Here is a 22343-nt window from a genome sequence, read left to right on the forward strand (position 1 = left end):
TCCTTCGGGTACTCGGGAACACGGAGTCCGTTGGTTCTGGATCCCGTACGCCCGGCGTCCAGCGGTCACCCGCCCCCCGCCGTTCGGCCCCTGAAGGGCCGCCCCGGGACTGACGTGCATCCCGGTCCGTAGGTGCTGCTTCGGATTGCAGCATGTTTGCGCGCCCTTGGGAACGGCGCGGAACCTCCGATAAGCGGCACCCGCGGACTGGACGAAAACCCATCGCGCCGCCGTCAGCCGGTGTGCGCGTCCGCCACCGACAGGGCCCCGTCGAGGATCTCCAGCCCCTTGGCGACATCGGCCGCCCCGATGTTGCAGGCGGGGGCGATGTGGATGCGGTTCCCGGCCGTCAGCGGCCACAGACCGCCCTTCTTGCAGGCCGCCGCGAACTCCGCCATCGGCGCGTTGTCGGCCCCGGCCGCCGCGTACGGCACCAGCGGCTCCCGGGTCTCCCGGTCCCGGACCAGCTCCAGCGCCCAGAAGGTGCCCAGCCCGCGGACCTCGCCCACCGACGGGTGCCGCTCGGCCAGCTCGCGCAGGCCCGGTCCGAGGAGCTCGGCCCCGGTCCGCGCGGACTGCTCGACGATGCCCTCCTCCTCCATGGTGGTGATGGTGGCGACGGCGGCGGCGCAGGCCAGGGGGTGGCCGGAGTAGGTGAGGCCGCCGGGGTAGGGGCGGCGGGCGAAGGTGGCGGCGATCTCGGCGGAGATGGCGACCCCGCCCAGCGGGACGTATCCGCTGTTGACGCCCTTGGCGAAGGTCAGCAGGTCGGGGGTGACGTCCCAGTGCTCGGCGGCGAACCAGCGCCCGGTGCGGCCGAAGCCCACCATCACCTCGTCCAGGACGAACACGATGCCGTAGCGGTCGCAGAGCTCCCGGACCCCCGGCAGATAGCCGGCCGGCGGCACCAGCACCCCGGCCGCACCGACCACCGGCTCCAGGATGAGCGCCGCGATGGACTGCGGCCCCTCGAACACGATGGTGTCCTCCAGGTGCCGCAGCGCCCGCTCGCACTCCTGGGCCTCGTCGGCGGAGTGGAACGGGGAGCGGTAGGCGAAGGGCCCCCAGAAGTGCACCACCCCGGCGGTGGCCGTGTCGTTGCCGAACCGCCGGGAGTCGCCGGTCAGGTTGATCGCCCCGGTGGTGGCGCCGTGGTAGGAGCGGTAGGCGCTCAGCACCTTGGGCCGGCCGGTGTGCAGCCGGGCCATCCGGACGGCGTTCTCCACGGCCTCGGCGCCGCCGTTGGTGAAGAAGACCTTGTCCAGGTCGCCGGGGGTGCGCTCGGCGATGAGGCGCGCGGCCTCGGAGCGTACGTCCACGGCGAAACCGGGGGCCACCGTGCACATCCGGCCGGCCTGCTCCTGGATCGCGGCGACGACCTTGGGGTGCTGGTACCCGATGTTGGTGTAGACGAGGGCGCTGGTGAAGTCCAGCCAGCGGTTGCCCTCGTAGTCCCAGAAGTACGAGCCCTCGGCCCCGGCCACGGGGAGCGGGTCGATGAGCTCCTGCGCGGACCAGGAGTGGAAGACGTGCTTCCGGTCTGCCGTTCTGACGGTCTCGACATCTGCGTTCATGGATCGAGAGTAAGCGTCCGCGATGTGGACGCCCGGCGATGTCCGGGCCGTCCGTCAGGTCGCCGCCCGGCGGGTTCACCGCTACGGGGAGTCGGTGAGCAGTCCGGACCGCAGGCGGCCCAGGGTCCGGGCGAGCAGCCGCGAGACGTGCATCTGGGAGAGCCCCAGCAGATCGCCGATCTCGGACTGGGTCAGCTCCCCGCCGAAGCGCAGCGACAGCAGGGTGCGCTCCCGTTCCGGCAGTGCGGCGAGCAGCGGTTTGAGGGACTCCACGCACTCGATCCGGTCGTAGGCCGGCTCCTCGGCCCCCAGTGAGGCGGTGGTGGCGTACGCGTCGCCGTCCTCCTGGACCGGGGCGTCCAGCGAGCGGGCGGTGTACGCCTGGGCGGCCAGCCGGCCCTCGGCGATCTCCGCCTCCGGCACCCCGAGGTGCGCGGCGAGCTCGGCGTCGGTGGGGCCGTGGCCCAGGGTCTGCTCCAGGGCGTCGTAGGCCTTGGCGGTGTCGATCCGGAGCTCCTGGAGGTGCCGGGGCACCCGGACCGCCCAGCTGGTGTCCCGGAAGAAGCGTTTGATCTCGCCGGTGACCGTGGGCAGCGCGAAGGTGGTGAACTCCACGCCGCGCTCCGGGTCGAACCGGTTGATGGCCTTGATCAGGCCGATGGTGCCGACCTGGATGATGTCCTCGACCGGCTCGCTGCGGTTGCGGAACCGGCGGGCGGCGTACTTCACCAGGCTGAGGTTGAGCTCGACCAGGGTGTTGCGGACGTAGGAGTACTCCGGGGTGCCCTCGTCCAGTTCCCGCAGCCGGCGGAACAGGGCCACCGACAGGGTCCGGGCCTCCGCCGTACTGGCCCGCAGCGGCTCGGCGGGAATCGGCGGGGGCGGGCCCGTGAGGGTGCTGGCGGTCTGGTTGCGTTCCATGCCACTCGCTCCTCCGACGGCTGCGGGGTCGCACCGCGCGGGGCGCGCGGCGAGGCCGTCGTTCGTGAGCTGTTCGTGACGAATATACCCGTCAGCGATGGTTCGTACTCTTTCGGAGCGGCATGCCAGAGGGGCATGACCGGTCAGAGGGCCATGGCCGCCAGGGCCAGGGCCGAGCCGGCGAAGACCACGGTGTGCCGGAGGTTCTGCAGGGCGCCTACCCAGGAGGGGAAGCCGGACTCGGCGGCCTTCAGCAGGGCGGGCACGTCGATCCCCCGCAGCACCGGGTCGCCCTTGCGCTCGAAGGCGGCCTCGACGGACTTCACGGCGGTCAGCTGGCTGTGCAGGATCAGGGCGTTCGCGATCAGCACCAGGGACTGGAAGACCCAGGTCAGCGGCTCGGCCAGATCGTTGCCGGTGAGGTTGAGCGCGGCCAGCGCGATCATCACGGCGGCCACCGCGACGGGGGCGGCGGTCTCGTGGCCGCCGGCGTCGAAGCGGATCCCGTTCGCCTCCAGCACCCCGCCGGGCACGCCCTGGCGGGCCAGCTCGGCCTCGGCGCCGGTCTTGGCGGCGGGGCCGAAGCGGTGCCGGACCAGCGGGATGCTCAGGAAGGCGGCGGCGACGAGCAGCTGCAGGACGGCGGCGAAGACATTCACGGCGATTCCCCTCGGATCGGCGGTGCCCGATGGCCCGGCGATGGACTTGCACTGTGTTCAAGTCGAAGGTAGCCCAGGACTTGAACGATGTGCAACTACTCACTTGAACTATGTGCAAGCCGGGTTCGCCGGTTTATCGTGTGCCCATGCCGCGCGAGACCCTGACCAGAGAACAGATCATCCGGACCGCCATCGAACTCCTGGACGAAGGCGGTCTGGAGGGGCTGAACATGCGCAGCCTCGGGCGCCGCCTCGAATCGGCCGCCACAGCCGTCTACTGGCACGTCAAGAACAAGAACGACCTCGTCACCCTGGCCGGCGACCAGATCTGGGACGAGATCCGGCTGCCCGACCTCGCCACCGTCGACTGGCGCACCGCGGCCACCACCATGGCCACCGACCTGCACGCCATGCTGACCAGGCACCCCTGGCTGGTGCAGGCCTTCGCCTCCCACCTCTTCTACGGGGCCGGCAAGGCCCGCCACGACGACCACAGCCTGGCCGTCTGGGAGGCCGCCGGATTCAGCGGACCGGACGCCGACCGGGCCGCCGCCACCCTCTTCACCTATGTGCTCGGCAACGCCTCCGGAGCCTCCGCCCAGGCCGCCCTCACCCGCCAGCTGAACCGGCACGGCGGCAGCGCCGACGACGTCCTGCGGGAGACCATGCGCCAGGCCACCGAGGTGGCCATGCGCTTCCCCCACCTGCGCACCCGGCTGGAGGCACCCGCCAGCACCGGATACACCGAAGGCCCCACCGGCAGCTTCGAGTTCGGCCTGGAGGCCCTCCTGGACGGCCTGGCCGCCCAACTGGCCCGCCACCCCTGACGGGGGGCTCCCGGCCTACGGGGTACGGGCGAAGGAGCGGCGGTAGGAGCGGGGCGGGACCCCGCGGCGCCGGACGAACCGGGCCCGCAGCACGGCCGCGCTGCCGAACCCGGTCAGCCGGGCCACCTCCTCCACGGGCAGATCGGTGGTCTCCAGCAACTCCTCGGCCCGGCTCAGCCGCAGACCGAGCAGCCAGGCGTGCGGGGTGGTGCCGGTCGCGGCGCTGAAGCGGCGGGCGAAGGAACGCCGGCTCATCAGGGCCCGCCGCGCCAACTCGGCCACCGGCAGCGGCCGGTGGAGGTTCTCCCGGGCCCAGCCCAGTACCTCGGCCAGCCGATCGTCCCGGCAGTCCTCCGGGGCCGGGGCGGTCAGGTACTGGGCCTGGCCGCCGTCCCGGTGCGAGGGCAGCACCAGGTCCCGGGCGATGGCGTTCGCCGTCACCGCCCCGTACTCCCGGCGCAGCAGGTGCAGCAGCAGATCGAAACCGGCGGCGGCACCGGCCCCGGTCAGGATCCGGCCCTCGTCGACGTACAGGGCGCCCGGGTCCACGCTGACGGCCGGATGCCGTTCGGCCAGCAGGTCGGCGAACCGCCAGTGCGTGGTGGCCCGCCGCCCGTCCAGCAGCCCGGCCGCGGCCAGCGCGAACGTGCCGACGCAGTGGCCGGCGACCAGCGCCCCCCGCTCGTACGCGGAGGTCAGCGCCTCCACCACGGCCGGGCCCGGCGGCCTACGGAACCCGGCCCAGGGCAGCACGACCACCAGGTCCGCGGCGGCCAGCCGGTCCAGCCCGTGCCCGACCACCAGCGGCAGCCCCACATCGGTCCGCACCTGCCCCGGCCGCTCCCCGCACAACGCGAACTCGAACGCGGGCAGACCGGCCCCCCGAGGATCGAACACCTCGGAGACGATCCCCGCCCCGAGCATCCCGACCCCCTCCGGCGCGTAGGCGGCAACGGACAGAAAGGACGACGACATCCGCGAAGTCTCCCACGCCGCCGGGGCGGGACCTCCGCCCCCGCCCCGCACGGCAGTTGGCCCGGCCGCGCCTGAGCGGGCGGCCGCCCGGCCGGGGTGCGGGCCCGGCCCCCCCGGGCCCGGGGGTCCCGGGCCCGGGGCCCAGGTCCCGGGCCCAGCCCCCCGGCCGGGGACCTGGGCCCCGGCGGAGCCGCCGGGCGGGCCCGGGCCCCCGGGCCGGGCGGCTGGGCCCGCAGGGCCCGCTGGGCCCGCACCCCGCCCCTCGGGCCCTGGCCTCTGCTAACCAGGGCACGAGCCCTGCGCGGAGCGCCCGGGCAGAGCCCCGCGCCCCGGGGTCTCGGGGCCCGGGGCCCCCGGGGCGCGGGTCGCCCTGCGCGGGCCCGCGTTGGGCATTTGGGTAGGAGGCCGCGCCCCGGGGTCTCGGACCCGGGCCTCGGCTGGTCAGGCGTGGGCCCTGCGCGGAGCGCTCGGGCAGGGCCCCGCGCCCCGGGGGCCCCCGGGCCGGGCGGCTGGGCCCGCAGGGCCCGCTGGGCCCGCACCCCGCCCCTCGGGCCCTGGCCTCTGCTAACCAGGGCACGAGCCCTGCGCGGAGCGCCCGGGCAGAGCCCCGCGCCCCGGGGTCTCGGGGCCCGGGGCCCGAGGCCCCCGGGGCGGCCCGGGGTGCCGGGGGTCGGCGGAGCGCCCGAGGGGCGGAGCTCCGAGGGCGTGGCACGAATGATGCGATCAGTGGCATCAAGGCCACTCGTCCCGCCCCCGGCCCCCCGGAAGACTCGGGCCATGACCACGGACACCCCGCTCGGCCGCAGCGCCGCGTACACGATCCTGACCACCGGCTACACGCTCTCCACCGGCCCCGGCGTCGCCGCCACCGTCTCGTACGTCACCGACGGGGACCGCCGTGTGATCGTCGATCCGGGCATGGTGGCGGGCCGCCACCGGATCCTCGGCCCGCTCGCCGAACTCGGCCTGGGGCCGGAAGACATCACCGATGTGGTCCTCAGTCACCACCACCCGGACAACACCATGAACGTCGGGCTGTTCGGCGAGGCCCGGGTCCATGACCACAAGGCGGTGTACCGGCACGACCAGTGGACCGACCGGGACGCCGAGGGCTACGAGCTCACCCCGGCACTGCGCCTGATCCGCACCCCGGGGCACAGCCCGGAGGACATCACCCTGCTGGCCGGTACCGCCACCGGCGTGACGGCTTTCGTCGGCGACCTGTGGTGGCGGCCGGACGGCCCGGTGGCCGATCCGGTCGCCCCCGACCAGGACCGGCTGCTGGCCTCCCGGCTCCGGGTGCTGGCCGTCGCCGATCTGATCGTGCCCGGCCACGGGCCCGCCTTCCCGGCCGACGCCTCCGCCCCCCGCTGACCAGCCAGCCAGCCAGCCGGCCGACCAACCGGCCGGTCGGCCGCACGCCGCAGGCCGGGTCGCCGCCCGCCGTCCCGCCCGCCACACTTGAGGGGACGGGGAGCGGGCAGGCCCATCGGGAGGTCAGCGTGGTGCCGAAGCCCTGGGACTCCGGCCCCGACGGGGGCCGGACCGGCCGGGCCTGGGTGCGTGTCCTGCCGGTCCTGCTGATCCTCGTGGGATACGTCTTCAACGCCCTCACCCCGCCGAACGTCACCGGAACCTTCTTCTTCTCCGCCGCCCCGCTCGTCGCCGCACCGTTCTACTCCCTGGGCGGCACCCTGCTGACCGGTGCCGCCTCCCTGCTGACGGTCACCCTGCTGCACCTGACGAACGGCACGGTGCGCCGGGTGGAGACCGTCACCGAGCTGGTGACGGTGGTGACCGTCTCAGCCCTGGCCGTCCTGATCAACCGGGCCGTCCGGCGCGGCGGCGCCCGGCTGGCCTCCGCCCGGGGGATCGCCGAGGTCGCCCAGCGGGCCGTGCTGCCGACCCCGCCCGAGCGTCTGGGCGGTCTGCACATCGCCGCCTGCTACGAGGCCGCCGAGGCGGACGCGCTGATCGGCGGCGACCTGTACGCCGTCCAGGACACCCCGTACGGGGTCCGGCTGGCCGTGGGGGACGTGCGCGGCAAGGGGCTGGGTGCGGTCGAGTCGGTCGCCGTGGTGCTCGGGGCGTTCCGGGAGGCGGCGCACGACGAGCCCTCGCTGACGGGGGTCGCCGACCGGCTGGAGCGGTCCCTGCTCCGGGAGGGGCGGCACCGGGCGGGCCTGGACGCGGTCGAGGGCTTCACCACCTGTCTGCTCGTGGAGATCCCCCCGGACGAGCGGGTGCTGCGGATCGTGAACCGGGGCCATCCCGGACCGCTGCTCCTGCACCCGGACGGCAGTGTGGACGCGGTCCTCCCGGAGGAGCCGGACCTGCCGCTGGGCCTGGGCGCGCTGGGCGCCCTGATGTCCCCGGGCGGGCGGTCGGCCGTCCCCCGGGAGCTGCCGTTCCCGCCCGGTGCGGTGCTGCTGCTGCACACGGACGGTCTGAGCGAGGCCCGGGACGCGGCGGGCACCTTCTACGACCCCGTCGCCCGGCTGCGCGGCCGCTCCTTCGGCACCCCGGAGGAGCTGCTGGCCGCGCTCACCTCGGACGTCCGCACTCACACCGGCGGCCGCTCCACCGACGACATGGCCCTCCTGGCCGTATCCCGCCCGGCCCTCCCGCCGTCCCCGTCCCCGTCCCCGTGAAGCGCCGGCCCGGATCCGAACTGGATCTCGTCGGAATGGGTGCCGGTACCGGCCGGGGCCCTGCTGGCGGACAGCCACGACCGGGCGGGACCGGTGGGTGCAGGTGCCGCCGTGTCCACGGTGAGGTGCAGTCGGGTGCTGCCGTCGAGCGCGGGATAGCTGCGCTGCTCCGCACCGGCGAAGCGGTGCCGCAGTGCGTCCGCGACCGCCCGGGCGGCTTCGGGGGTGTGCGCGATGATCCGCACCTCGGCGTGCGCGGCCGACGGCAGTACCGGCGGTTCGTCCATGGCGTTCATCTCCAGCCGTGCGGGGACGGGGTTCCGTAGGGGGACATGCAGGCCCCGCCCTCGCTCTCCCAAGTGGCCTCCAGGCGCCGGGAGTCGGGGCCGGCACCGGGGCCCGGGCCGGGTTGCGAATCCCGGATGCCGCCGCCGATGACGGCTTCGCCGGCCATCAGGGCCCGTGCGGCCAGGACACTGCCGGGGACGGCGGCCGCCGCCATCAGCCGGGCCGCGGCCGCGGGTTCGGTCTCGGGCGGGACCACCAGCAGGTCCCAGCGGCCGACGGTGTAGGAGAGCAGCAGCAGTTTGTCGGGGTCCTGTTCGGTGAACCAGCCCACGTGCAGGGTGCGCCCGTGCACGTCGATCCGGCGCGGTATCACCGGCCAGCGGGTGGGGTTGACGGTGACACGGGTGATGCGCCCCCAGGGTTCCTCCAACGCCGCGATGAGTGGCGGGAGTTCTGCTCCGAGGTCGCGGGAGTAGGGCCACCAGGCCCCGTCCAGCTGGCCGGCGAGCGGGGTTTTCGGGGTGAGGGACAAACGCACCGGGGACGCCGAGGAGGCCGGGGGAACCGGGGACTTCGTGGCGAGGTCTCGGGGCGCGGTCCGGTCGAGGATGACGGTCATGAGGGGACCTCTGCCCCCGGACTGCCCGTCGGCAGTCCGGTTCATAGGCGATCGCCGGAAATGACACCTGCGTGAAAGCCGGTGTGCGAAGTACTCCCGGTACGTCAACAGTACGCCTGCGCGGAGGGAAACGGCTCAGGCCCGGGCCGCCGTCTTCGGCCGCGCACCGGCCGGGGCCTCCTGCCGGACGACCCGGCGGCGCCGGGACGGTACGCCCAGGGTCGGGTTGGCGGCGCCCCAGGCGGCGCCCTTGCAGATCAGCTCCTTGTAGAAGGTGGCCACCCGGCCGGTCAGGGCCTTTTCCACGGCCCGGTCGTCGGGGGTGACGAACTGGATCAGGGCCGCCGAGCGGCCGAGGGAGATGCACTGCTGGTTGTAGTGGATGTCGATTTCGGGCACCTTGGTGCCGGCCAGCCGCGCGGCGAGGGCGTCGGCGGCCTGCCAGGCCATCGGGACGCCCGAGGCGCAGGACATGCGCAGCGGCTCGCCACCCGGGCCGGCCGCCATCGCCGCGTCCCCCACGGCGTAGACCTCCGGGTGGGACAGCGAGCGCATCGTGCCGTCGACCGCGATCCGGCCGTCGGCGGAGAGTTCCAGGGCGCTGGCCCCGGCGATCGGGTGGACGGCGAACCCGGTGGTCCAGACGGTGACCTCGGCGGGGACGGTCCGGCCGTCGGCGGTCCGCAGGGCGTCGGCCGCCACGGCCTCGACGGCGGTGTGCTCGTGGACCGTGATGCCGAGCTTGTCCACCACCTGTCGCAGGTGGGCGCGGCCCTTCTCGGAGAGCCAGTCGCCGAGGGCGCCCCGGGTGGCCAGGGCGACGTCCAGGTCGGGGCGGGCCTCGGCGATCTCGGTCGCCGCCTCCAGCCCGGTCAGACCGCCGCCGACCACCACCACCGGCCGTCCGGCGCCGAGGACGGCCAGCCGGTCGCGCAGCCGGAGGGCGCCCGCGCGGCCGGACAGTTCGTGGGTGTGCTCGGCGGTGCCGGGCACGTCGCCGTGGTTCCAGCCGCTGCCGAGGGCGTAGACCAGGGTGTCGTAGCCCAGTTCCTCCGGCGCCGCAGCCGCGACGGCGGCGCCGGGGGTGCCCGGGGTGCCGGGGGCGGCGACCGGGGTGACCGTCACCGTCCTGCGGTCCACGTCCAGCCCGGTGACCCGGCCGAGCTTCAGCTCCACCCCCGTGCCGGCGAACATCTCGGCGAACGGGCGGGGCCGGAGCTCCTGGCCGACCGCGAGCTGGTGCAGGCGCACCCGCTCGACGAAGTCGGGCTCGGCGTTGACCAGGGTGATGGCGACGTCCTCGGGGTGCAGCCGCCGGGCGAGGCGGCCGGCGACGATGGCACCGGTGTAGCCGGCTCCGAGGACGACGATGCGGTGCTCCATGTCCGTGCTCCTGTCAGGAAGGGGGATGTCCGGCTCGGTGTGACGCCTCTTGAACCGGACAGCCCCCCGATCCCTGACAGGGTCCGGACGTGACCTGTGTCACATCCCCCTCGCGGGTCGGTCAGAGCGTGTGGAGCGGGCCCTCCCGGTGGTCGGCGGCGGCCCACAGCGCGGTGGCGCGGACCAGCTTGTCGGGGTTGACCTGGTGGCGGATCGCGGAGATGCCGTCCGCCGTGACCTCCAGGCAGCTGATCCCGACGACCCGGCCGTCCACGACCGCCAGGACGGCGGGCCCGCCGTTCGCGGTGACGGCGTAGATCTCCGGCACGCCCCCGACATGGGCCCGCTTGGCCGGACCGGGCTTGAACAGCCCGCGCATGAAGGTGGCCACCGCACGCGCGCCCTCGAAGGCCTTGGCGCGGGCCGGCATCTTGCCGCCGCCGTCCCCGACCGAGACGGCGTCCTCGGTGAGCAGCCGGACCAGGGGTTCGGTGCGGCCGCTGGTCGCTGCGGTCAGGAACTCCTCGACGATCCGCCGGGCGGTGGCCTCGTCGACCTCGGTGCGCGCCCGGCCCTCCGCGATGTGCTTCCTGGCCCGGTGGTGGACCTGCTGGCTGGCGGCCTCGCTGATGTCCAGGATCTCGGCGACCTCCCGGTGCGAGTGCCCGAAGGCCTCGCGCAGCACGTACACCGCCCGCTCGCCGGGTGTCAGCCGCTCCAGCAGGACGAGTACGGCGTACGACACCGAATCGCGCTGCTCGGCGGTGTCGGCCGGGCCGAGCATCGGGTCCCCCGCGAGCAGCGGCTCGGGCAGCCACCTCCCCACGTACGTCTCGCGCCGGGCGCGGGCCGAAGTGAGCAGGTTGAGGCACCAGTTGGTGAGGACCTTGGTCAGCCAGGCCTCGGGCACCGCGATCCGTTCCTGGTCGGCGGCCTGCCAGCGCAGGAAGGTCTCCTGCACGGCGTCCTCGGCCTCGCCCGCCGAGCCGAGCAGCCGGTAGGCGATGGCCTCCAGTCGCGGCCTGGCGCTCTCGAAGCGCTCCACATCACTCGCGGTCATCAACCCCATGCCCGCGATCCTAGGGCGTGCCCTCGAACTGCCTTCCGGGTGGCGGGCGTACGGGCGTACGGGTGTCCGGGGCGGGGCCCGCCGGCCGCCGGGACTCGCCCATGGTCAACGGTCCCCGTCCCCGTTGTTGTCGTTCCAGGGACGGAGCTTCTCGGGGTTGCGGACCGCCCAGATGCGGCTGATGCGGTCTCCGGTGACGCTGAACGCCGCCACGGTCACGGTGGTGCCGGTGTGCTGGGCGACCAGTCCGGGCCGTCCGTTGACCGTCCGCTCCAGGAGCACCAGCCCAGGCGCCTTGTCGGCGATGTGGATCAGGTATTCGGCGATCCGGGCGCTGCCCTCGACCGGGCGCAGGACGGTGCCGACCAGACCGCCGCCGTCGGCCGTCATCGTGGCGTCGGGGTCGAGCAGGCCGACGAGGGCCTGGATGTCCTTGGCCTCCCAGGCCTCCTTGAAGTTCCGCACCACATCGGCCTGACCGGCCGTCGAGGTCGCCGCGGCCGTCGCCGTCGCCGGGGGGTGTGCGGAGTCGATGCGACGCCGGGCCGAGGAGGCCAGTTGGCGGCAGGCCGCGGGCGTCCGGCCGACGATCGCGGCGACCTCGGCGAAGGGGTAACGGAAGACGTCGTGCAGGACGAACGCCACGCGCTCGGCCGGTGTCATCGACTCCAGCACCACGAGGAAGGCCATGTTCACCGACTCGTCCAGGGTGACCCGGTCGGCGGGGTCGGCCGAATCGGGCAGCCCGCCGCCGGTCCGCCCGCTCGTCCACTCGGTGCGGTCGGGCAGCGGTTCGGGTATCCACGAGCCGACGTAGCGTTCGCGCCGGGCCCGCGCCGAGCCGAGCACATCCAGGCAGATCCGCCCGGCCACCTTGGTCAGCCAGGCCCCGGGCGACTCGATGGCCGCCTGCTGGCGCTGGGTCAGGGCGTACCAGCGGGTGTAGGTCTCCTGTACGGCGTCCTCGGCCTCGGCCAGTGAACCGAGCAACCGGTAGGCCAGATTGATCAGTTGGCGCCGCTCGTCGACGACCGCTTCGGATGGGGTGCTCATGGCTGCGACGCTCCCTGGTTCTGCTGCTCTTCCGGTCTTGCGGTCTTCCGGTCTTCCGATCGTGCTTTCCGTCGTTTCGACGAAACAGCTCCCCCGATTGTGAGTTCGTCCCCCGTCGCCCGCGCCTCACATTTCGGGGGCCTGTGTCGTCGTACCGGCGAGACAGCGACGATCCACCGCCGCGAGGCAGAACAGGGGGGCCGCACCATGGCCACGCAGACGACGGCAGCACCGGTCCGGATCACCTTCCTGCGGGCCGCGTCGGCCGCACAGACCCTGGCCCTCTTCTTCCAGGCCTCGACCGCCGGAATCCTGCTGTCCTCCGCCACCGGCGCGGCACTGCACGACGCCGGCTCGCGGGTGATGTACGGCGCCTCGATGCTGTACGTGCTGGCCGCCGTCCTGGCCTGGCGCCCGGGCGGCGGCTCGCCGCGGCCCGTCCTGTACGCCTCCGGCTTCCTGGTCCTCGCCTCGGTGCAGGTGGTGCTGGGCGTCACGCACCATGCCTCGCTCCATGTCCCGCTGGGGATCCTGATGTTCGGCCTGAGCGTGCTGGACCTCGGCCTCGTCCTGTCGGGCCGCCCGGCGGGCCGAACGGGGGGCCGCCCGGGGGGTCGTTCCGGGCGCCGCGGATAGCCGGGGCAGAGGGGGCCGTAGGGGGGCACGGGGATCGAACTGACCTTCCTGGCCGGCCCGGCGGAACTGGAGGTGGTCCTCGAAGCCGATGTGCGCGGCGGCCACTTCGGCGAGGGCCACGACCTGCTCGCGCACCACACGGTGCCGTACGCCGGGGCGGGCGACCGGAACCGTAACGCCGAGGTGGAGGACTGGATCCGCCGCCTGGTCGGGTCCGGTTCGCACGGCCCGGTACCCCATCCAGGCCACCACGACGCCCACCGCTCGGGTCCCGGCATGGGCACGGTCGTGGCCGCGGGCGCGGCCGGCCCGGCCGTCGGCGTCGTCGACGGGATGGTCGCCGCCGAGGTCATCGACGAGATCGGCGACGCCTTCGAGGACGAGGGGCTGGGCGAGGACGAGGGCGAGGGCGAGGGCGAGGAGGACGAGGAGCCGTAGCGCGGGCGGCGGGCGCCTACAGCGGGGTGGCGGCCTTGAGGATGAAGAACAGGCTGACCGCCGAGTTGGCCGAGGACAGCGCCGAGGCCGCGGTCCCCGCCGCGGCCCCCCAGACGGCCAGACCGACCGTGGTGAAGGCCGGCGGCCACAGCCGCGCCGCCGGTGCCGGACCCAGCAGGGCGGCCACCCGGCGCGGCACCGGCCCCGCCGCGAACCCCGCCAGCGTCGCGGCGGGCGTACCCCGGGAGATCAGCGCCGCCTTGCCCACGGACCGGGCCACGGTGCGGCGGCTGCCGATGCTGGCGGCCGCCTCCTCGTCCGCCCAGCGCTCCGTCGTGTAGGTGACCGCCGTACGCAGCGGCCGCAGGAACGGGTTCGCCCGCGCGGCCAGCTGCACCGCGAGCAGGAACCGGTGGTGCCCGCCCGCCAGATGGGCCCGCTCGTGGGCGAACAGGGCCCGCCGCTCCGGCGCGGACAGCGCGGCGAGCATCCCGGCCGTCACCACGATCCGGCCCCGCCCGCCCGGCAGCGCGTACGCGTAGGGGACCTCGTCGGGCAGTACGGCCACCGGGGTCGCCGGCAGCCCGGCCAGGGCCCGGCCGGCCCGCAGCCGTACCCGGACGTGCCGCCGGGCCGCCCGCGCACAGGAGACGAGGACGGCGGCCAGCGCCGGGATCGCGGCCCGTCCGGCCACCTCGTCGTACGGCACGGCTTCCCGCACCTCGGGATCGGACCAGCCGTCCGGCAGCGGATTGCCGGGGAGCTGGGCCGTGCCGACCACCATCAGCAGGGCCAGACAGAGCGTGCTGCACACGGCCAGCACGGCCGCCACCCAGGCCAGCAGCCGGGTCGCGGTGCGCGGGTGCAGATGGTGCTCGGCCAGCCGCGCGATCGGCCAGGCGGTCAAGGGAAGGACCAGCGGCAGGAAGACGAAGACCCCCATGGGTGTCAGTCTTCCCCGTCCTCGCCGGCCTGAGCGAGCAGATCCCGCAGGAGCTGCTCGTCCCCCGGTGGCAGAGCGGTCACGAAGCTCGCCAGCACCGCCTCCCGGTCCGCCTCCGCGTCCAGCACCCTCCGCATCCGCAGGGCCGCGAGCCCCGACTCGTCGGCCACCGGCGTCCACTCGAAGGACCGGCCGGCCCGCTGCCGGGTCACCGCCCCCTTGGTGTGCAGCCGGGTCAGGATCGTCACCACGGTCGTGTAGGCCAGGCCGCCGCCGACGTGCTCCTGCACCCAGCCGGCGTTGACCGGCCCCGGGGCCCGGTTCAGCGCGGCCAGCACCTGGGACTCCAGCTCGCCCTGGCCCCGCCGCGGACCCCGCTGCGCGGGCTCGCCCTCGAACCGGTCCGCCATGTCACCGACCTTCCGTCTCCCGCTCCGCGGCGCGGCCCGCGGAGTGCCTCATCGTAGTCCCGGCCCGCCCGCCACCCCCGTGGACCGGGTGTCGGTACGGGGCCCGGTGCCGGGGTTCCGCCATTGTCGGTAGCCGGTGCCCGGCGGCCGGCGGCCGTGCCGGAGCGCTGGGCGCGCCGTCGTAGAACCGGGAGAGACAGACGTATGACGATCAAGGACATCGGGCCGGATCCCCAGAGCTTCGACCTGGAGCGGGCGACCCTCGACAACACGGACTACCGCGCGGTCGCCTGGTCCGGGAAGTACCTTCAACTGACCCTGATGTCCATCCCGGCGGGTGAGGACATCGGCCTGGAGGCGCACCCGGAGACCGACCAGTTCCTCCGGCTCGACGCCGGCCGGGGCCGGGTCCAGATGGGCCCGGAGAGGGAGTGCCTCGACTTCGACCGGGAGGTCGGGGACGGCTGGTCGATCCTCGTCCCCGCGGGCACCTGGCACAACGTGACCAACATCGGCGACGAGCCGATGCGCCTCTACGCCGTCTACGCGCCGGTCCACCACGCCCCGGGGAGGATCCACCCGACGGCCGCCGACGCGGAACGCGACGAGGACTCGGGCGCCGACGAGCCCCCGAACTGGTCGGTCCAGCCCACCCGCCGCCCCTCGGACGAACACGCCTGACGGCAGCCCGGGACCGGCGCCGACCCAGGCCGCCGGTCCCGACCCGCCGAACTTCCAGGCACTCAGCCGCAGTCCAGGGTCTTCAGCGTCTCCGTCATATAGCTCCGCATAAACGCCTCGACGGCCGGCCGCAGATCCCGCTCCGCCTGGCCGCGGCGCTCCACCCCCACTCGGAGGGTGAAGTGGTCACCGCCCTTCGTCCTGCACGGGGCGGTGGCCGTGGCGCCGTCGGCGCCGACCACCGAGTCCTCGAAGCCGAGGTCCACCCGCCGGGGATCCAGCAGCCCGTAGATCGCGCTCCCGCGCGACAGCGCCAGCAGGTCCTCCGGCGCACCCCTGTGCCAGCTGAACCGGAAGGCGAGCGCCCGCTCACCGTCCACGCTCAGCACACAGGGCGCCGACACCTGCGGCTCGTTACGGTCCACCTTGCTGGCTTCGGTGATCTTCCCGTAGGGCTTCAGCAACGGCTCGGACAGCTCGCTTGACACGGTAGTCCCACAGATCACTCCCGGCACTTTGTCACCACCAGCCCCACACCCCACCACTGACACCAGCAGCGCCAAACTCCCCGCAACCGCCACCACCCCCCGCCACCTCACACGGCACCCCCGCTGGGCGGTGCGGTGACGCCCTTGGCACGGTTCTCGCCCGCGCCGGCGGCCAGGTCCATCGTGTGCTGGCGGTCGAAGGGGGAGCCGTCCTTGTCGTGCTGCTTCATCCACTCCTCGGTGAGCGCCATCAGCTGGCCGTTCCGCTTCTCATAGGCCTCGTAGTCCTTGTCCGCGAACGCCTGGTCGATGTTCTTCTGCTCGTCCGCCTGCCACTTGTCGACCACGTAGTCGAAGCCGGCCTGGACCTCCGCGTCGTAGGCGGGCAGGTAGCCGATGGCGGTGTCGAACATCCACTTCTCCTCCCAGGCAGCCGTCCCGGCCGGTCCGACGGCCGCGGTGCGGGCCTCCTCCAGGAAGCCCACCGTGCGCCCGGCGCGCAGCAGCGACTCCTCCGGGTGCTGCTGTCCCGGTTCGTGAATGTCGGCGACCATGGCCTGGTTGATCCCGTAGTTCAGGGACCCGTAGGCCTCCTGGTCCTTCGAGACCTGCTTGATGACCTCGTACATGTCGTTCTGCGGCACCGCCAGGGAGCGCATGTCCACGCTGCTGGTGACCTCGTGCACCGTGTCGGCGTGGTTGACCAGGACGTTCGCCATCGGTTCGCGCAACGACCCGGGAAGGTCGTCGCCGGTCTTGGCGAACTGGTCGACGGCGTTCTTGAAGACGGCCCTGTTGTCGGCGGAGTGCTCGACGAACCCCGGGTTCTCGGCGGCCGGGTCGATGCCGGTCGCCCCGGCCTGCAGAGCGGCCGCGAAGCCCGCCCGGTCGTCCTTGTCGAGCGCCGCCGAGTAGTGCACGGAGTTGCCGTGCTCGTTGGCCTCCAGCACGACCTCCCAGTTGCGCCCCATCAGGTGCTTCATCCGGTCCTCGTCCTTGAGGTAGGACGCCGCGGCCTCCGGGTCGCGGCTCATCACGCCGAGCAGCCCGTCCATCGGGTCGTTGGCGAACCAGCCGGTCCGCTCCCCGCTGTACTCGCCGCCCTTCATGACCCAGATGTCCTCCCGGCCCTTCTCCGCCTGCATGATGTCGTCGCCCATGTCGTGCAGGAACTGCCGGGAGTAGTGCCCGCCGCCCTGGCTCATCAGGGTGACCAGCGACTGGTAGCCGTACGCCTTCTCCAGCCGCAGATCGGTGAAGGAGGTGTTGCGCCGTTCGAGACCTTCCTTCCGCATGTCGGCCCGGAACTTCCGGTAGACCTCCGAGTCCGGGTCCTTCGTGGCGGAGGCGAGCGTGGCGCCGAGGCCCTTCCGCAGATCGGAGTAGTCCGCCTTGTCGGAGGGGTTCCGGACGTGGATCTGGTCGTTGAGGCGGTTGGTCAGCTCGATCGTGCCCTTGGCGCCCAGCCCGTTGATGAACACCTGGCTGAACTCGGGCCTGCCGGAATTGTCACGGAAGGACCGCCGGAGCTCTGCCATCTCGGCCGGCGGGATCTTCTCGCCCCCGGCCAGCCGGGTCGCGATGTCCTCCGCGTTCCGGGCCTCGTACACCTCGACATCACCCTGTGCCGCGCCGTTGAAACCGGTGCCGAAGGTCGTGTCGTCCTTGGCGCCGTAGCCGTCCGCGCAGACCGCCTCCAGCGCGATCTTGACGCCTTGGTCGGCGTCGTCGAGCGCCTTGACCGCGCTCTCGATGTGCTGCGACCAGGCGTTCTCGACGCCCTTCAGATCCGGGTCGTGCCGGGCGGCGTTCGCGGTGCCGGCGTCCGCCTTGGCGTAGTCGAAGGTGCAGCGGCCCTGATCGGACACCTTCATGCCCGCCTTCACCGCATCATCGCGGGCGGACTCGACCCTCTTCTTCAGCTCGGTGAACTGCTCGTGCGCGTCACGCAGCAGACCGCCGATCGCCTTCGCCTGGGTCTGTGCGGCGGCGTACTCGTAGCGGGTACCGGCGAAGTTGGTGTGCGCCGCACCCACGCTCACCCCCGTCCAGGCCTGACCACCCATGGTGATCTTCTGGACGCCGTCCCGGTAACGTTCCTCGACCTTCTTGAACTCCCCGGCCATGGCCTCCCACTTGGCCGCGGCGGTGGTCAGGTGTCCGAAGTCGGTCGTCATGACCTCGTGGTACGTCAGCATGGTCCTCGTCCTCACCCGCCGCCTAGAGCCCGTTCAGTTTCGAGTCAGGGGAGGGTTTCAGGACGCCGAAGCCGTCGCCCGTGGCGATGTCGTTCCGCAGAAACAGATTCGATGTCCCGCGCAGCGCGGTCTTCTCCGCCGCCAGCCGTCCCATCAACCCGGTCACCTGCCGGTCCCAGGTCTCCTGCACCTTCTTGAGACCACCGGCGGTACCCCAGCCCTCGAAGGCCTTGACCGCACCGTTCGAAGCCTCGTCGGCATGGTCCGCCGCCTTCTTGGTGCTCGGCTCCAGGTCGTTCTCGATGGTGTTCGCCGCGGCCTTCTTCTCCGCGGGCGTCGAGGCGAAGTCCTTCCCGGCGGGACCCGGCGGGCCCGTCGGCGCTCCGGAGTTCAGCCGCATCCCCACCTGATCCGCCGCGCCGGCCCGCGCCTGACGCCAGTCCTGCTCGAACCCCATACCGCTACCTCCCGCGCACGCGCCCCTACCGCCGACCCTCGCCGCCCGCCGCCCAGAACGCGCCATCGACGCTACCAGTGCCCGAACCACCACCCCCCCGGCGGTGCGTAAGCGGCGCGCCACGCGTCCCACCGCACCGACCGCCACCTCATGGCACGCACCGGTCAGGGATTCCGGCCGGGAGTGCGCAGGGAGTCGAGCCAGCGGTGGAGGCGTGCTCCCTCGCGGGTCATGATGTCCGGGTCGCGCAGGGCGTTGGCCAGCAGTGACATGCCCTGGTAGCCGGAGACGAGGCTGACGGCGAGGCCGTCCGGGTCGGGCAGGCCGAGGGCGCGGAACTGGTGTCCGGCCCAGTCCAGCAGCCGCCGGATCACCGCTCCGGCCGCCACGTCGAGGGTCCCGTCCGCGCGCTTGTCCAGTTCGACGGCCAGGGTTCCGGTGGGGCAGCCGTAGCGGGCGGCGGTGTCGCGCTGAGCGACCCAGGCTTCGATCAGGGCCTTGAGACGGTCCAGGGGGTCGGGCAACTCGTCCAGCTGCCGGGCGAGTTCGTCCAGGTGCTCGCTGTGCTCGGACAGTGCGGCCCGGACCAGCTCGTCCTTGGTCTTGAAGTAGTAGTAGACGTTTCCGACGGGGACGTCTGCCACGCGCGCGATGTCGGCGAGGGTGGTGCGTTCCACGCCCTGCTCGTGGAGGAGCCGGGCCGCCGCGTCCGTGAGCCGTCGGCGTTTGTCGGCTGCCCGCGTCCGAGGCGTCCCTGAGTTAGTCACCCAACCAACTATAGATTCGACATGGGGGAAGAAATGATCGTGGTGACGGGTGCGACCGGCGACATCGGGCGGACGCCGGTACAGGTGCTGGCCGAGGCGGGCGAGGAGGTCACGGCCGTCTCGCGGCGCCCGCGGTCCGAGGCGGCGCCGACCGCCGTCCGGCACCTCCAGGCCTACGTCGGGAACGCCGCGAGCATGCGGCCGGTCCTCGAAGGCGCCGACGCCCTCTTCGTCCTGCTGGGCGGCGAGCTCAACGGTCACGGCGAGCACCCCGACACCGTGCTGCGCCCGGGCGGATTCGCCGCCAACGCCTTCGCCTGGGCCGAGCCGGCCCGTGCGAAGCGCACGGTCTTCGCCCCGTTCGGTGAACACCCTGGACGTCCTCGGCCGGCCGTAGTCGTGGAGCAGGATCCGAGGCCCGCGGCCGCCCGGCCGGGCCACTGCCGCCGCGTCGAGGGGGACACCAAGTGTCCGGGCACCTCGGGCGGCGGGGGCGATTCGAGGCGTGTCGGGAGATGCAGACCGTCGGCGGTTTCAGGCCTAGGTCGGAGGAGATGGCGATTGGGCGGCGCGGCGGTATTCGGCGTTGATGCGCTGGGCCTCTTCGAGCTGGTCTTCGAGGATGATGATGCGGCAGGCGGCCTCGATGGGCGTGCCCTGGTCGACGAGTTCGCGGGCCCGGGCGGCGATGCGCAACTGGTAGCGGGAGTAGCGGCGGTGACCGCCCTCGGAGCGCAGCGGGGTGATGAGGCGGGCTTCGCCGATGGCGCGCAGGAATCCCTGGCTGGTGCCGAGCATTTCGGCGGCCCGGCCCATCGTGTAGGCGGGGTAGTCGTCGTCGTCGAGGCGGCCGAACGAGTCGTCTGCTGTCATTGAACCTCTCTCATGGAATGCGTGGAGGGGCCCTGGTGCCATATGGCACCAGGGCCCCGAAGGAACTACTACACCATCTGTCGGCCCTGGTACTGCGCCGACCTTCTGTTTCCGCGGACCCGACCTGGCTGCTGTCGGGCGTGCGGGGATCGCGGTTGCTTGACCGGAGACCACCTCGCTATCGATGTCCTGCGGTACCCGGGCCGACGTGCGCCCGGGCGATCCTGATGGTGCTGGGGCTCCTCCGTTCTTCCCTCGGTGATGAACTGTTTACCTGATGGAACTGCGTACTGCGTACTGCTCGGCGGCCTTGCCCAGCGCCGCCCTCCGGCAGCCAGCCCCGTCGCCCGTTGTGCGTCTGCTCTGGCTTGGAACCCCACTGCCGAACTTCCCGGTGCGTGCGTCCGCAGCCGACGCCTTCACCGAGGTGCTGCTCACTGACTTCACTGCGGGGTACTGCCACTGCGTCAACCGCGGTACCTCTCTCGGCGGCCCCTTATCACCGCGGGCCGCCCGGTCCGGTGGTCAGTCCCGTCGCCGTCCTGCAAACCTCCTGGCTTCGACACTCCACCACCGCACCGTCCTGCTGAACTGCAACTACCTGTACTGCGGTACTGCCGCCCGGCAGTTCGTGTCTGCCGGGCCCTGCGATCTCTCTGGCTACGAGAGAAACCATAACCAGGCCGCAGCCCAATGTCTACTCTGGCTGGCATAGATTTTTGCCTGTCCGGCGAAGAGGTAATCGGCGCCGCCTGCGACGGGAACCTCCTGATACGAGCGAGGGGCCGACCGGCACGTGCCGGTCGGCCCCTCATCGCTGTTTCGGGTGTCGGCTCACGCCGCCCTGCCGCCCTGCCGGTCAGACGGCCACCGGGCGGTGCGGCCGGTCAGCGGGCGCGGGCGAGGACCCCGAGGCGTCCGGGCCGCGGTGGCGCGTCGTGTGCTCGGCTTCGTCCGTCGTCGTCCTGGACGAGGTGACGACCGGTCCGCGCTCGCCGATCACAGCGCGCAGACGGACCTGGTCCGTGTACGCCGAGCTGTCACGGATGGTGGCGAGCTGGACCTGGGTGACCAGCCCGGTGCACCGGCCGTCCTCGTCGCAGACGAGCAGATGGTCCGTGCGGGCACTGGACATGACGGCCAGGGCCACCTCGACCGTCATGTCGTCGCAGACCTGCGGTCCGGCGGCAGCGATGGCATCGTCCACCACCCGGCGTGCCGGGTCGGGAGATGCTGAGCGGGACTGCATCTGGACCAGCGTCACAACGTGCCTCCTGCAGAGATGGGTCAGTCTTCTGATCACGTGGTCCCTCATCCGGCCGCGTCGAAGGCGGGCTTTCGCGCACCTTCGAGCCGGGCCGCCGAAGCGGGGCGCCGCCTGCCGCGGGAGGCCGCACCACGCTTGGCGCGTTCGGTGACCGGTGCCGTGATGACCACGGGGATGCCGGAGGGGGCCTGGGCGCCGGTGATTCGGTCGAGGGCCGCTTCGCCGGCACCGGCGGTGATCTCCGTCGTCGTGGCGTGCTTGTCCGCGCCGTGGACGTACACGACGGGGTGCTCCATGGTCGTCACCGCACCCTGCGAGGGGTCCACCGAGTGCACGACCGGGTCGGTGAGGTAGCGGCGCACCAGCAGGTCGACACTGCGGTCCAGGGTGGCGGAGAACAGCATCCGCTGGCCCTCGGGACGCACCTGGTCCAGCAGGGCCGTGACCTGCGGCATGAAGCCCATGTCGGCCATCTGGTCGGCCTCGTCCAGGACGGTGATCGCGACCTGGTCCAGGCGGCAGTCCCCACGGTCGATGAGGTCCTTCAGCGGTCCCGGGGTGGCGACGACGACTTCCGCACCGCCGCGCAGCGCGCCGGCCTGCCGCCCGATGGGCATACCGCCGACGACCGCGGCCAGCCGCAGCCTGACCGAGCGGGCGTACGGGGTGAGGGCGTCGGTCACCTGCTGGGCCAGCTCACGCGTCGGCACCAGGACCAGCGCGAGCGGCTGACGGGGCTCGGCACGCTGCCCGGCGGTGAGGGCCAGCAGGGCGAGGCCGAAGGCGAGGGTCTTGCCGGAGCCGCTGCGTCCGCGGCCGAGCACGTCACGTCCGGCGAGGGAGTTCGGCAGCGTCGCGCCCTGGATCGGGAACGGCACCGTCACACCCTGCGTACGCAGTGCGGCCAGCAGCTCGGCGGGCATGTCCAGAGCGGCGAAGGTCTCGACGGGCGCCAGCGCCGGAGTGACCGTCTTCGGCAGGGCGGGCTCACTCTGCACCGCGGCGGGCCGGCGGCCGTAGCCGCCCGAACGGCTCGGACCGCCGGAACGTCCCCCGGAGCGGTTGTCCGTACGGATGGGGTTCATTCAGAACCTTCCTTGATACGGCACGTACCAAGGAATTCCCGCAGCCGAAAAGCAGTGCCGAGAATTGCAGGAACGGGCCGA

23 protein-coding genes and 2 pseudogenes are annotated in these 22343 nt (G+C 72.9%); 7 read left to right on the forward strand and 18 right to left on the reverse strand.

Features of this window, described 5'->3' with window-relative positions; all coding sequences use genetic code 11:
• Nucleotides 1-233: 233 nt before the first annotated feature.
• From ACZ50K_RS17180 to ACZ50K_RS17190, 3 genes are all read right to left on the reverse strand, one after another.
• Entirely contained in the window at nt 234-1574 is a 1341-nt protein-coding gene (locus ACZ50K_RS17180; RefSeq protein WP_468903461.1) for an aminotransferase class III-fold pyridoxal phosphate-dependent enzyme, read from the reverse strand.
• An 81-nt stretch (nt 1575-1655) separates the two neighbouring features.
• Nucleotides 1656-2495 (reverse strand): RNA polymerase sigma factor SigF, encoded by an 840-nt coding sequence (locus ACZ50K_RS17185; protein ID WP_468903464.1) that lies wholly within the window; start codon nt 2493-2495, stop codon nt 1656-1658.
• A gap of 143 nt (nt 2496-2638) precedes the next feature.
• Nucleotides 2639-3154: a hypothetical protein gene (locus ACZ50K_RS17190; protein ID WP_468903466.1), complete on the reverse strand. Its 516-nt coding sequence runs from the start codon at nt 3152-3154 to the stop codon at nt 2639-2641.
• A 146-nt stretch (nt 3155-3300) separates the two neighbouring features.
• On the opposite strand from ACZ50K_RS17190, the gene ACZ50K_RS17195 reads away from it, so the two are divergent.
• The gene (locus ACZ50K_RS17195; protein ID WP_468903468.1) at nt 3301-3981 is read left to right on the forward strand and encodes a TetR/AcrR family transcriptional regulator C-terminal domain-containing protein; all 681 of its coding nucleotides are present in this window, start codon (nt 3301-3303) and stop codon (nt 3979-3981) included.
• 15 nt (nt 3982-3996) lie between these two features.
• Here the strand turns inward: ACZ50K_RS17195 and ACZ50K_RS17200 are convergent, their stop codons facing one another.
• A complete protein-coding gene (locus ACZ50K_RS17200) occupies nt 3997-4956 on the reverse strand; it encodes a GlxA family transcriptional regulator (protein WP_468903470.1) in 960 nt (319 codons plus the stop codon).
• 777 nt (nt 4957-5733) lie between these two features.
• Here ACZ50K_RS17200 and ACZ50K_RS17205 point away from each other — a divergent pair.
• The gene (locus tag ACZ50K_RS17205) at nt 5734-6330 is read left to right on the forward strand and encodes an MBL fold metallo-hydrolase (protein ID WP_468903472.1); all 597 of its coding nucleotides are present in this window, start codon (nt 5734-5736) and stop codon (nt 6328-6330) included.
• Between the two features lie 128 nt (nt 6331-6458).
• Nucleotides 6459-7607: a PP2C family protein-serine/threonine phosphatase gene (locus ACZ50K_RS17210; RefSeq protein ID WP_468903473.1), complete on the forward strand. Its 1149-nt coding sequence runs from the start codon at nt 6459-6461 to the stop codon at nt 7605-7607.
• Here the strand turns inward: ACZ50K_RS17210 and ACZ50K_RS17215 are convergent.
• From ACZ50K_RS17215 to sigJ (ACZ50K_RS17235), 5 genes are all read right to left on the reverse strand, one after another.
• A complete protein-coding gene (locus tag ACZ50K_RS17215; protein ID WP_468903476.1) occupies nt 7520-7894 on the reverse strand; it encodes a hypothetical protein in 375 nt (124 codons plus the stop codon). The genes ACZ50K_RS17210 and ACZ50K_RS17215 overlap by 88 nt on opposite strands.
• 5 nt (nt 7895-7899) lie before the next feature.
• Nucleotides 7900-8514 (reverse strand): DUF5994 family protein, encoded by a 615-nt coding sequence (locus ACZ50K_RS17220; protein WP_468903478.1) that lies wholly within the window; start codon nt 8512-8514, stop codon nt 7900-7902.
• A gap of 135 nt (nt 8515-8649) precedes the next feature.
• The gene (locus tag ACZ50K_RS17225; RefSeq protein ID WP_468903479.1) at nt 8650-9897 is read right to left on the reverse strand and encodes an NAD(P)/FAD-dependent oxidoreductase; all 1248 of its coding nucleotides are present in this window, start codon (nt 9895-9897) and stop codon (nt 8650-8652) included.
• Nucleotides 9898-10018: 121 nt separating this feature from the next.
• On the reverse strand, nt 10019-10966 hold the full coding sequence (gene sigJ / locus ACZ50K_RS17230) for an RNA polymerase sigma factor SigJ (protein ID WP_468903481.1): 948 nt from the start codon (nt 10964-10966) through the stop codon (nt 10019-10021).
• A gap of 105 nt (nt 10967-11071) precedes the next feature.
• On the reverse strand, nt 11072-12019 hold the full coding sequence (gene sigJ / locus ACZ50K_RS17235; RefSeq protein WP_468903483.1) for an RNA polymerase sigma factor SigJ: 948 nt from the start codon (nt 12017-12019) through the stop codon (nt 11072-11074).
• A 207-nt stretch (nt 12020-12226) separates the two neighbouring features.
• Here sigJ (ACZ50K_RS17235) and ACZ50K_RS17240 point away from each other — a divergent pair, with 207 nt between their 5' ends.
• Both ACZ50K_RS17240 and ACZ50K_RS17245 read left to right on the forward strand, forming a co-directional pair.
• Nucleotides 12227-12655, forward strand: coding sequence for a hypothetical protein (locus ACZ50K_RS17240; protein ID WP_468903485.1), 429 nt, complete (start codon nt 12227-12229; stop codon nt 12653-12655).
• A gap of 33 nt (nt 12656-12688) precedes the next feature.
• A pseudogene (locus ACZ50K_RS17245) lies at nt 12689-13093 on the forward strand (sporulation protein); the annotation flags it as partial.
• 16 nt (nt 13094-13109) lie between these two features.
• Here the strand turns inward: ACZ50K_RS17245 and ACZ50K_RS17250 are convergent.
• The gene (locus ACZ50K_RS17250; RefSeq protein WP_468903487.1) at nt 13110-14036 is read right to left on the reverse strand and encodes a M56 family metallopeptidase; all 927 of its coding nucleotides are present in this window, start codon (nt 14034-14036) and stop codon (nt 13110-13112) included.
• 5 nt (nt 14037-14041) lie between these two features.
• On the reverse strand, nt 14042-14446 hold the full coding sequence (locus tag ACZ50K_RS17255) for a BlaI/MecI/CopY family transcriptional regulator (RefSeq protein ID WP_468903490.1): 405 nt from the start codon (nt 14444-14446) through the stop codon (nt 14042-14044).
• Nucleotides 14447-14650: 204 nt separating this feature from the next.
• Between ACZ50K_RS17255 and ACZ50K_RS17260 the strand changes: the two genes are divergently transcribed.
• Nucleotides 14651-15127, forward strand: a complete 477-nt coding sequence (locus tag ACZ50K_RS17260) for a cupin domain-containing protein (protein ID WP_468903492.1) — start codon at nt 14651-14653, stop codon at nt 15125-15127.
• Between the two features lie 62 nt (nt 15128-15189).
• Here the strand turns inward: ACZ50K_RS17260 and ACZ50K_RS17265 are convergent, their stop codons facing one another.
• The 4 genes from ACZ50K_RS17265 to ACZ50K_RS17280 all read right to left on the reverse strand — a co-directional run bounded on the left by ACZ50K_RS17265 (nt 15190) and on the right by ACZ50K_RS17280 (nt 19037).
• Nucleotides 15190-15615, reverse strand: coding sequence for a hypothetical protein (locus tag ACZ50K_RS17265; RefSeq protein WP_468903494.1), 426 nt, complete (start codon nt 15613-15615; stop codon nt 15190-15192).
• 107 nt (nt 15616-15722) lie between these two features.
• Nucleotides 15723-17813: a hypothetical protein gene (locus ACZ50K_RS17270; protein WP_468903496.1), complete on the reverse strand. Its 2091-nt coding sequence runs from the start codon at nt 17811-17813 to the stop codon at nt 15723-15725.
• 22 nt (nt 17814-17835) lie between these two features.
• A complete protein-coding gene (locus tag ACZ50K_RS17275; protein ID WP_468903498.1) occupies nt 17836-18270 on the reverse strand; it encodes a hypothetical protein in 435 nt (144 codons plus the stop codon).
• Nucleotides 18271-18434: 164 nt separating this feature from the next.
• Complete coding sequence (locus tag ACZ50K_RS17280) at nt 18435-19037, reverse strand: TetR/AcrR family transcriptional regulator (RefSeq protein ID WP_468903500.1); 603 nt, start codon at nt 19035-19037, stop codon at nt 18435-18437.
• A gap of 33 nt (nt 19038-19070) precedes the next feature.
• Here ACZ50K_RS17280 and ACZ50K_RS17285 point away from each other — a divergent pair.
• Nucleotides 19071-19379 (forward strand): annotated as a pseudogene (locus ACZ50K_RS17285) (NAD(P)H-binding protein); the annotation flags it as partial.
• A gap of 198 nt (nt 19380-19577) precedes the next feature.
• Here the strand turns inward: ACZ50K_RS17285 and ACZ50K_RS17290 are convergent.
• From ACZ50K_RS17290 to ACZ50K_RS17300, 3 genes are all read right to left on the reverse strand, one after another.
• Nucleotides 19578-19910 (reverse strand): MerR family transcriptional regulator, encoded by a 333-nt coding sequence (locus ACZ50K_RS17290; RefSeq protein ID WP_468903502.1) that lies wholly within the window; start codon nt 19908-19910, stop codon nt 19578-19580.
• Between the two features lie 859 nt (nt 19911-20769).
• Nucleotides 20770-21174 carry a CBS domain-containing protein gene (locus tag ACZ50K_RS17295; RefSeq protein WP_468903505.1) on the reverse strand — a complete coding sequence of 135 codons (405 nt, stop codon included), beginning with the start codon at nt 21172-21174 and terminating at the stop codon, nt 20770-20772.
• Nucleotides 21175-21221: 47 nt separating this feature from the next.
• On the reverse strand, nt 21222-22262 hold the full coding sequence (locus ACZ50K_RS17300; RefSeq protein WP_468903507.1) for a DEAD/DEAH box helicase: 1041 nt from the start codon (nt 22260-22262) through the stop codon (nt 21222-21224).
• Nucleotides 22263-22343 lie beyond the last annotated feature (81 nt).

The organism is Streptomyces sp. NPDC033845, assembly GCF_055576225.1.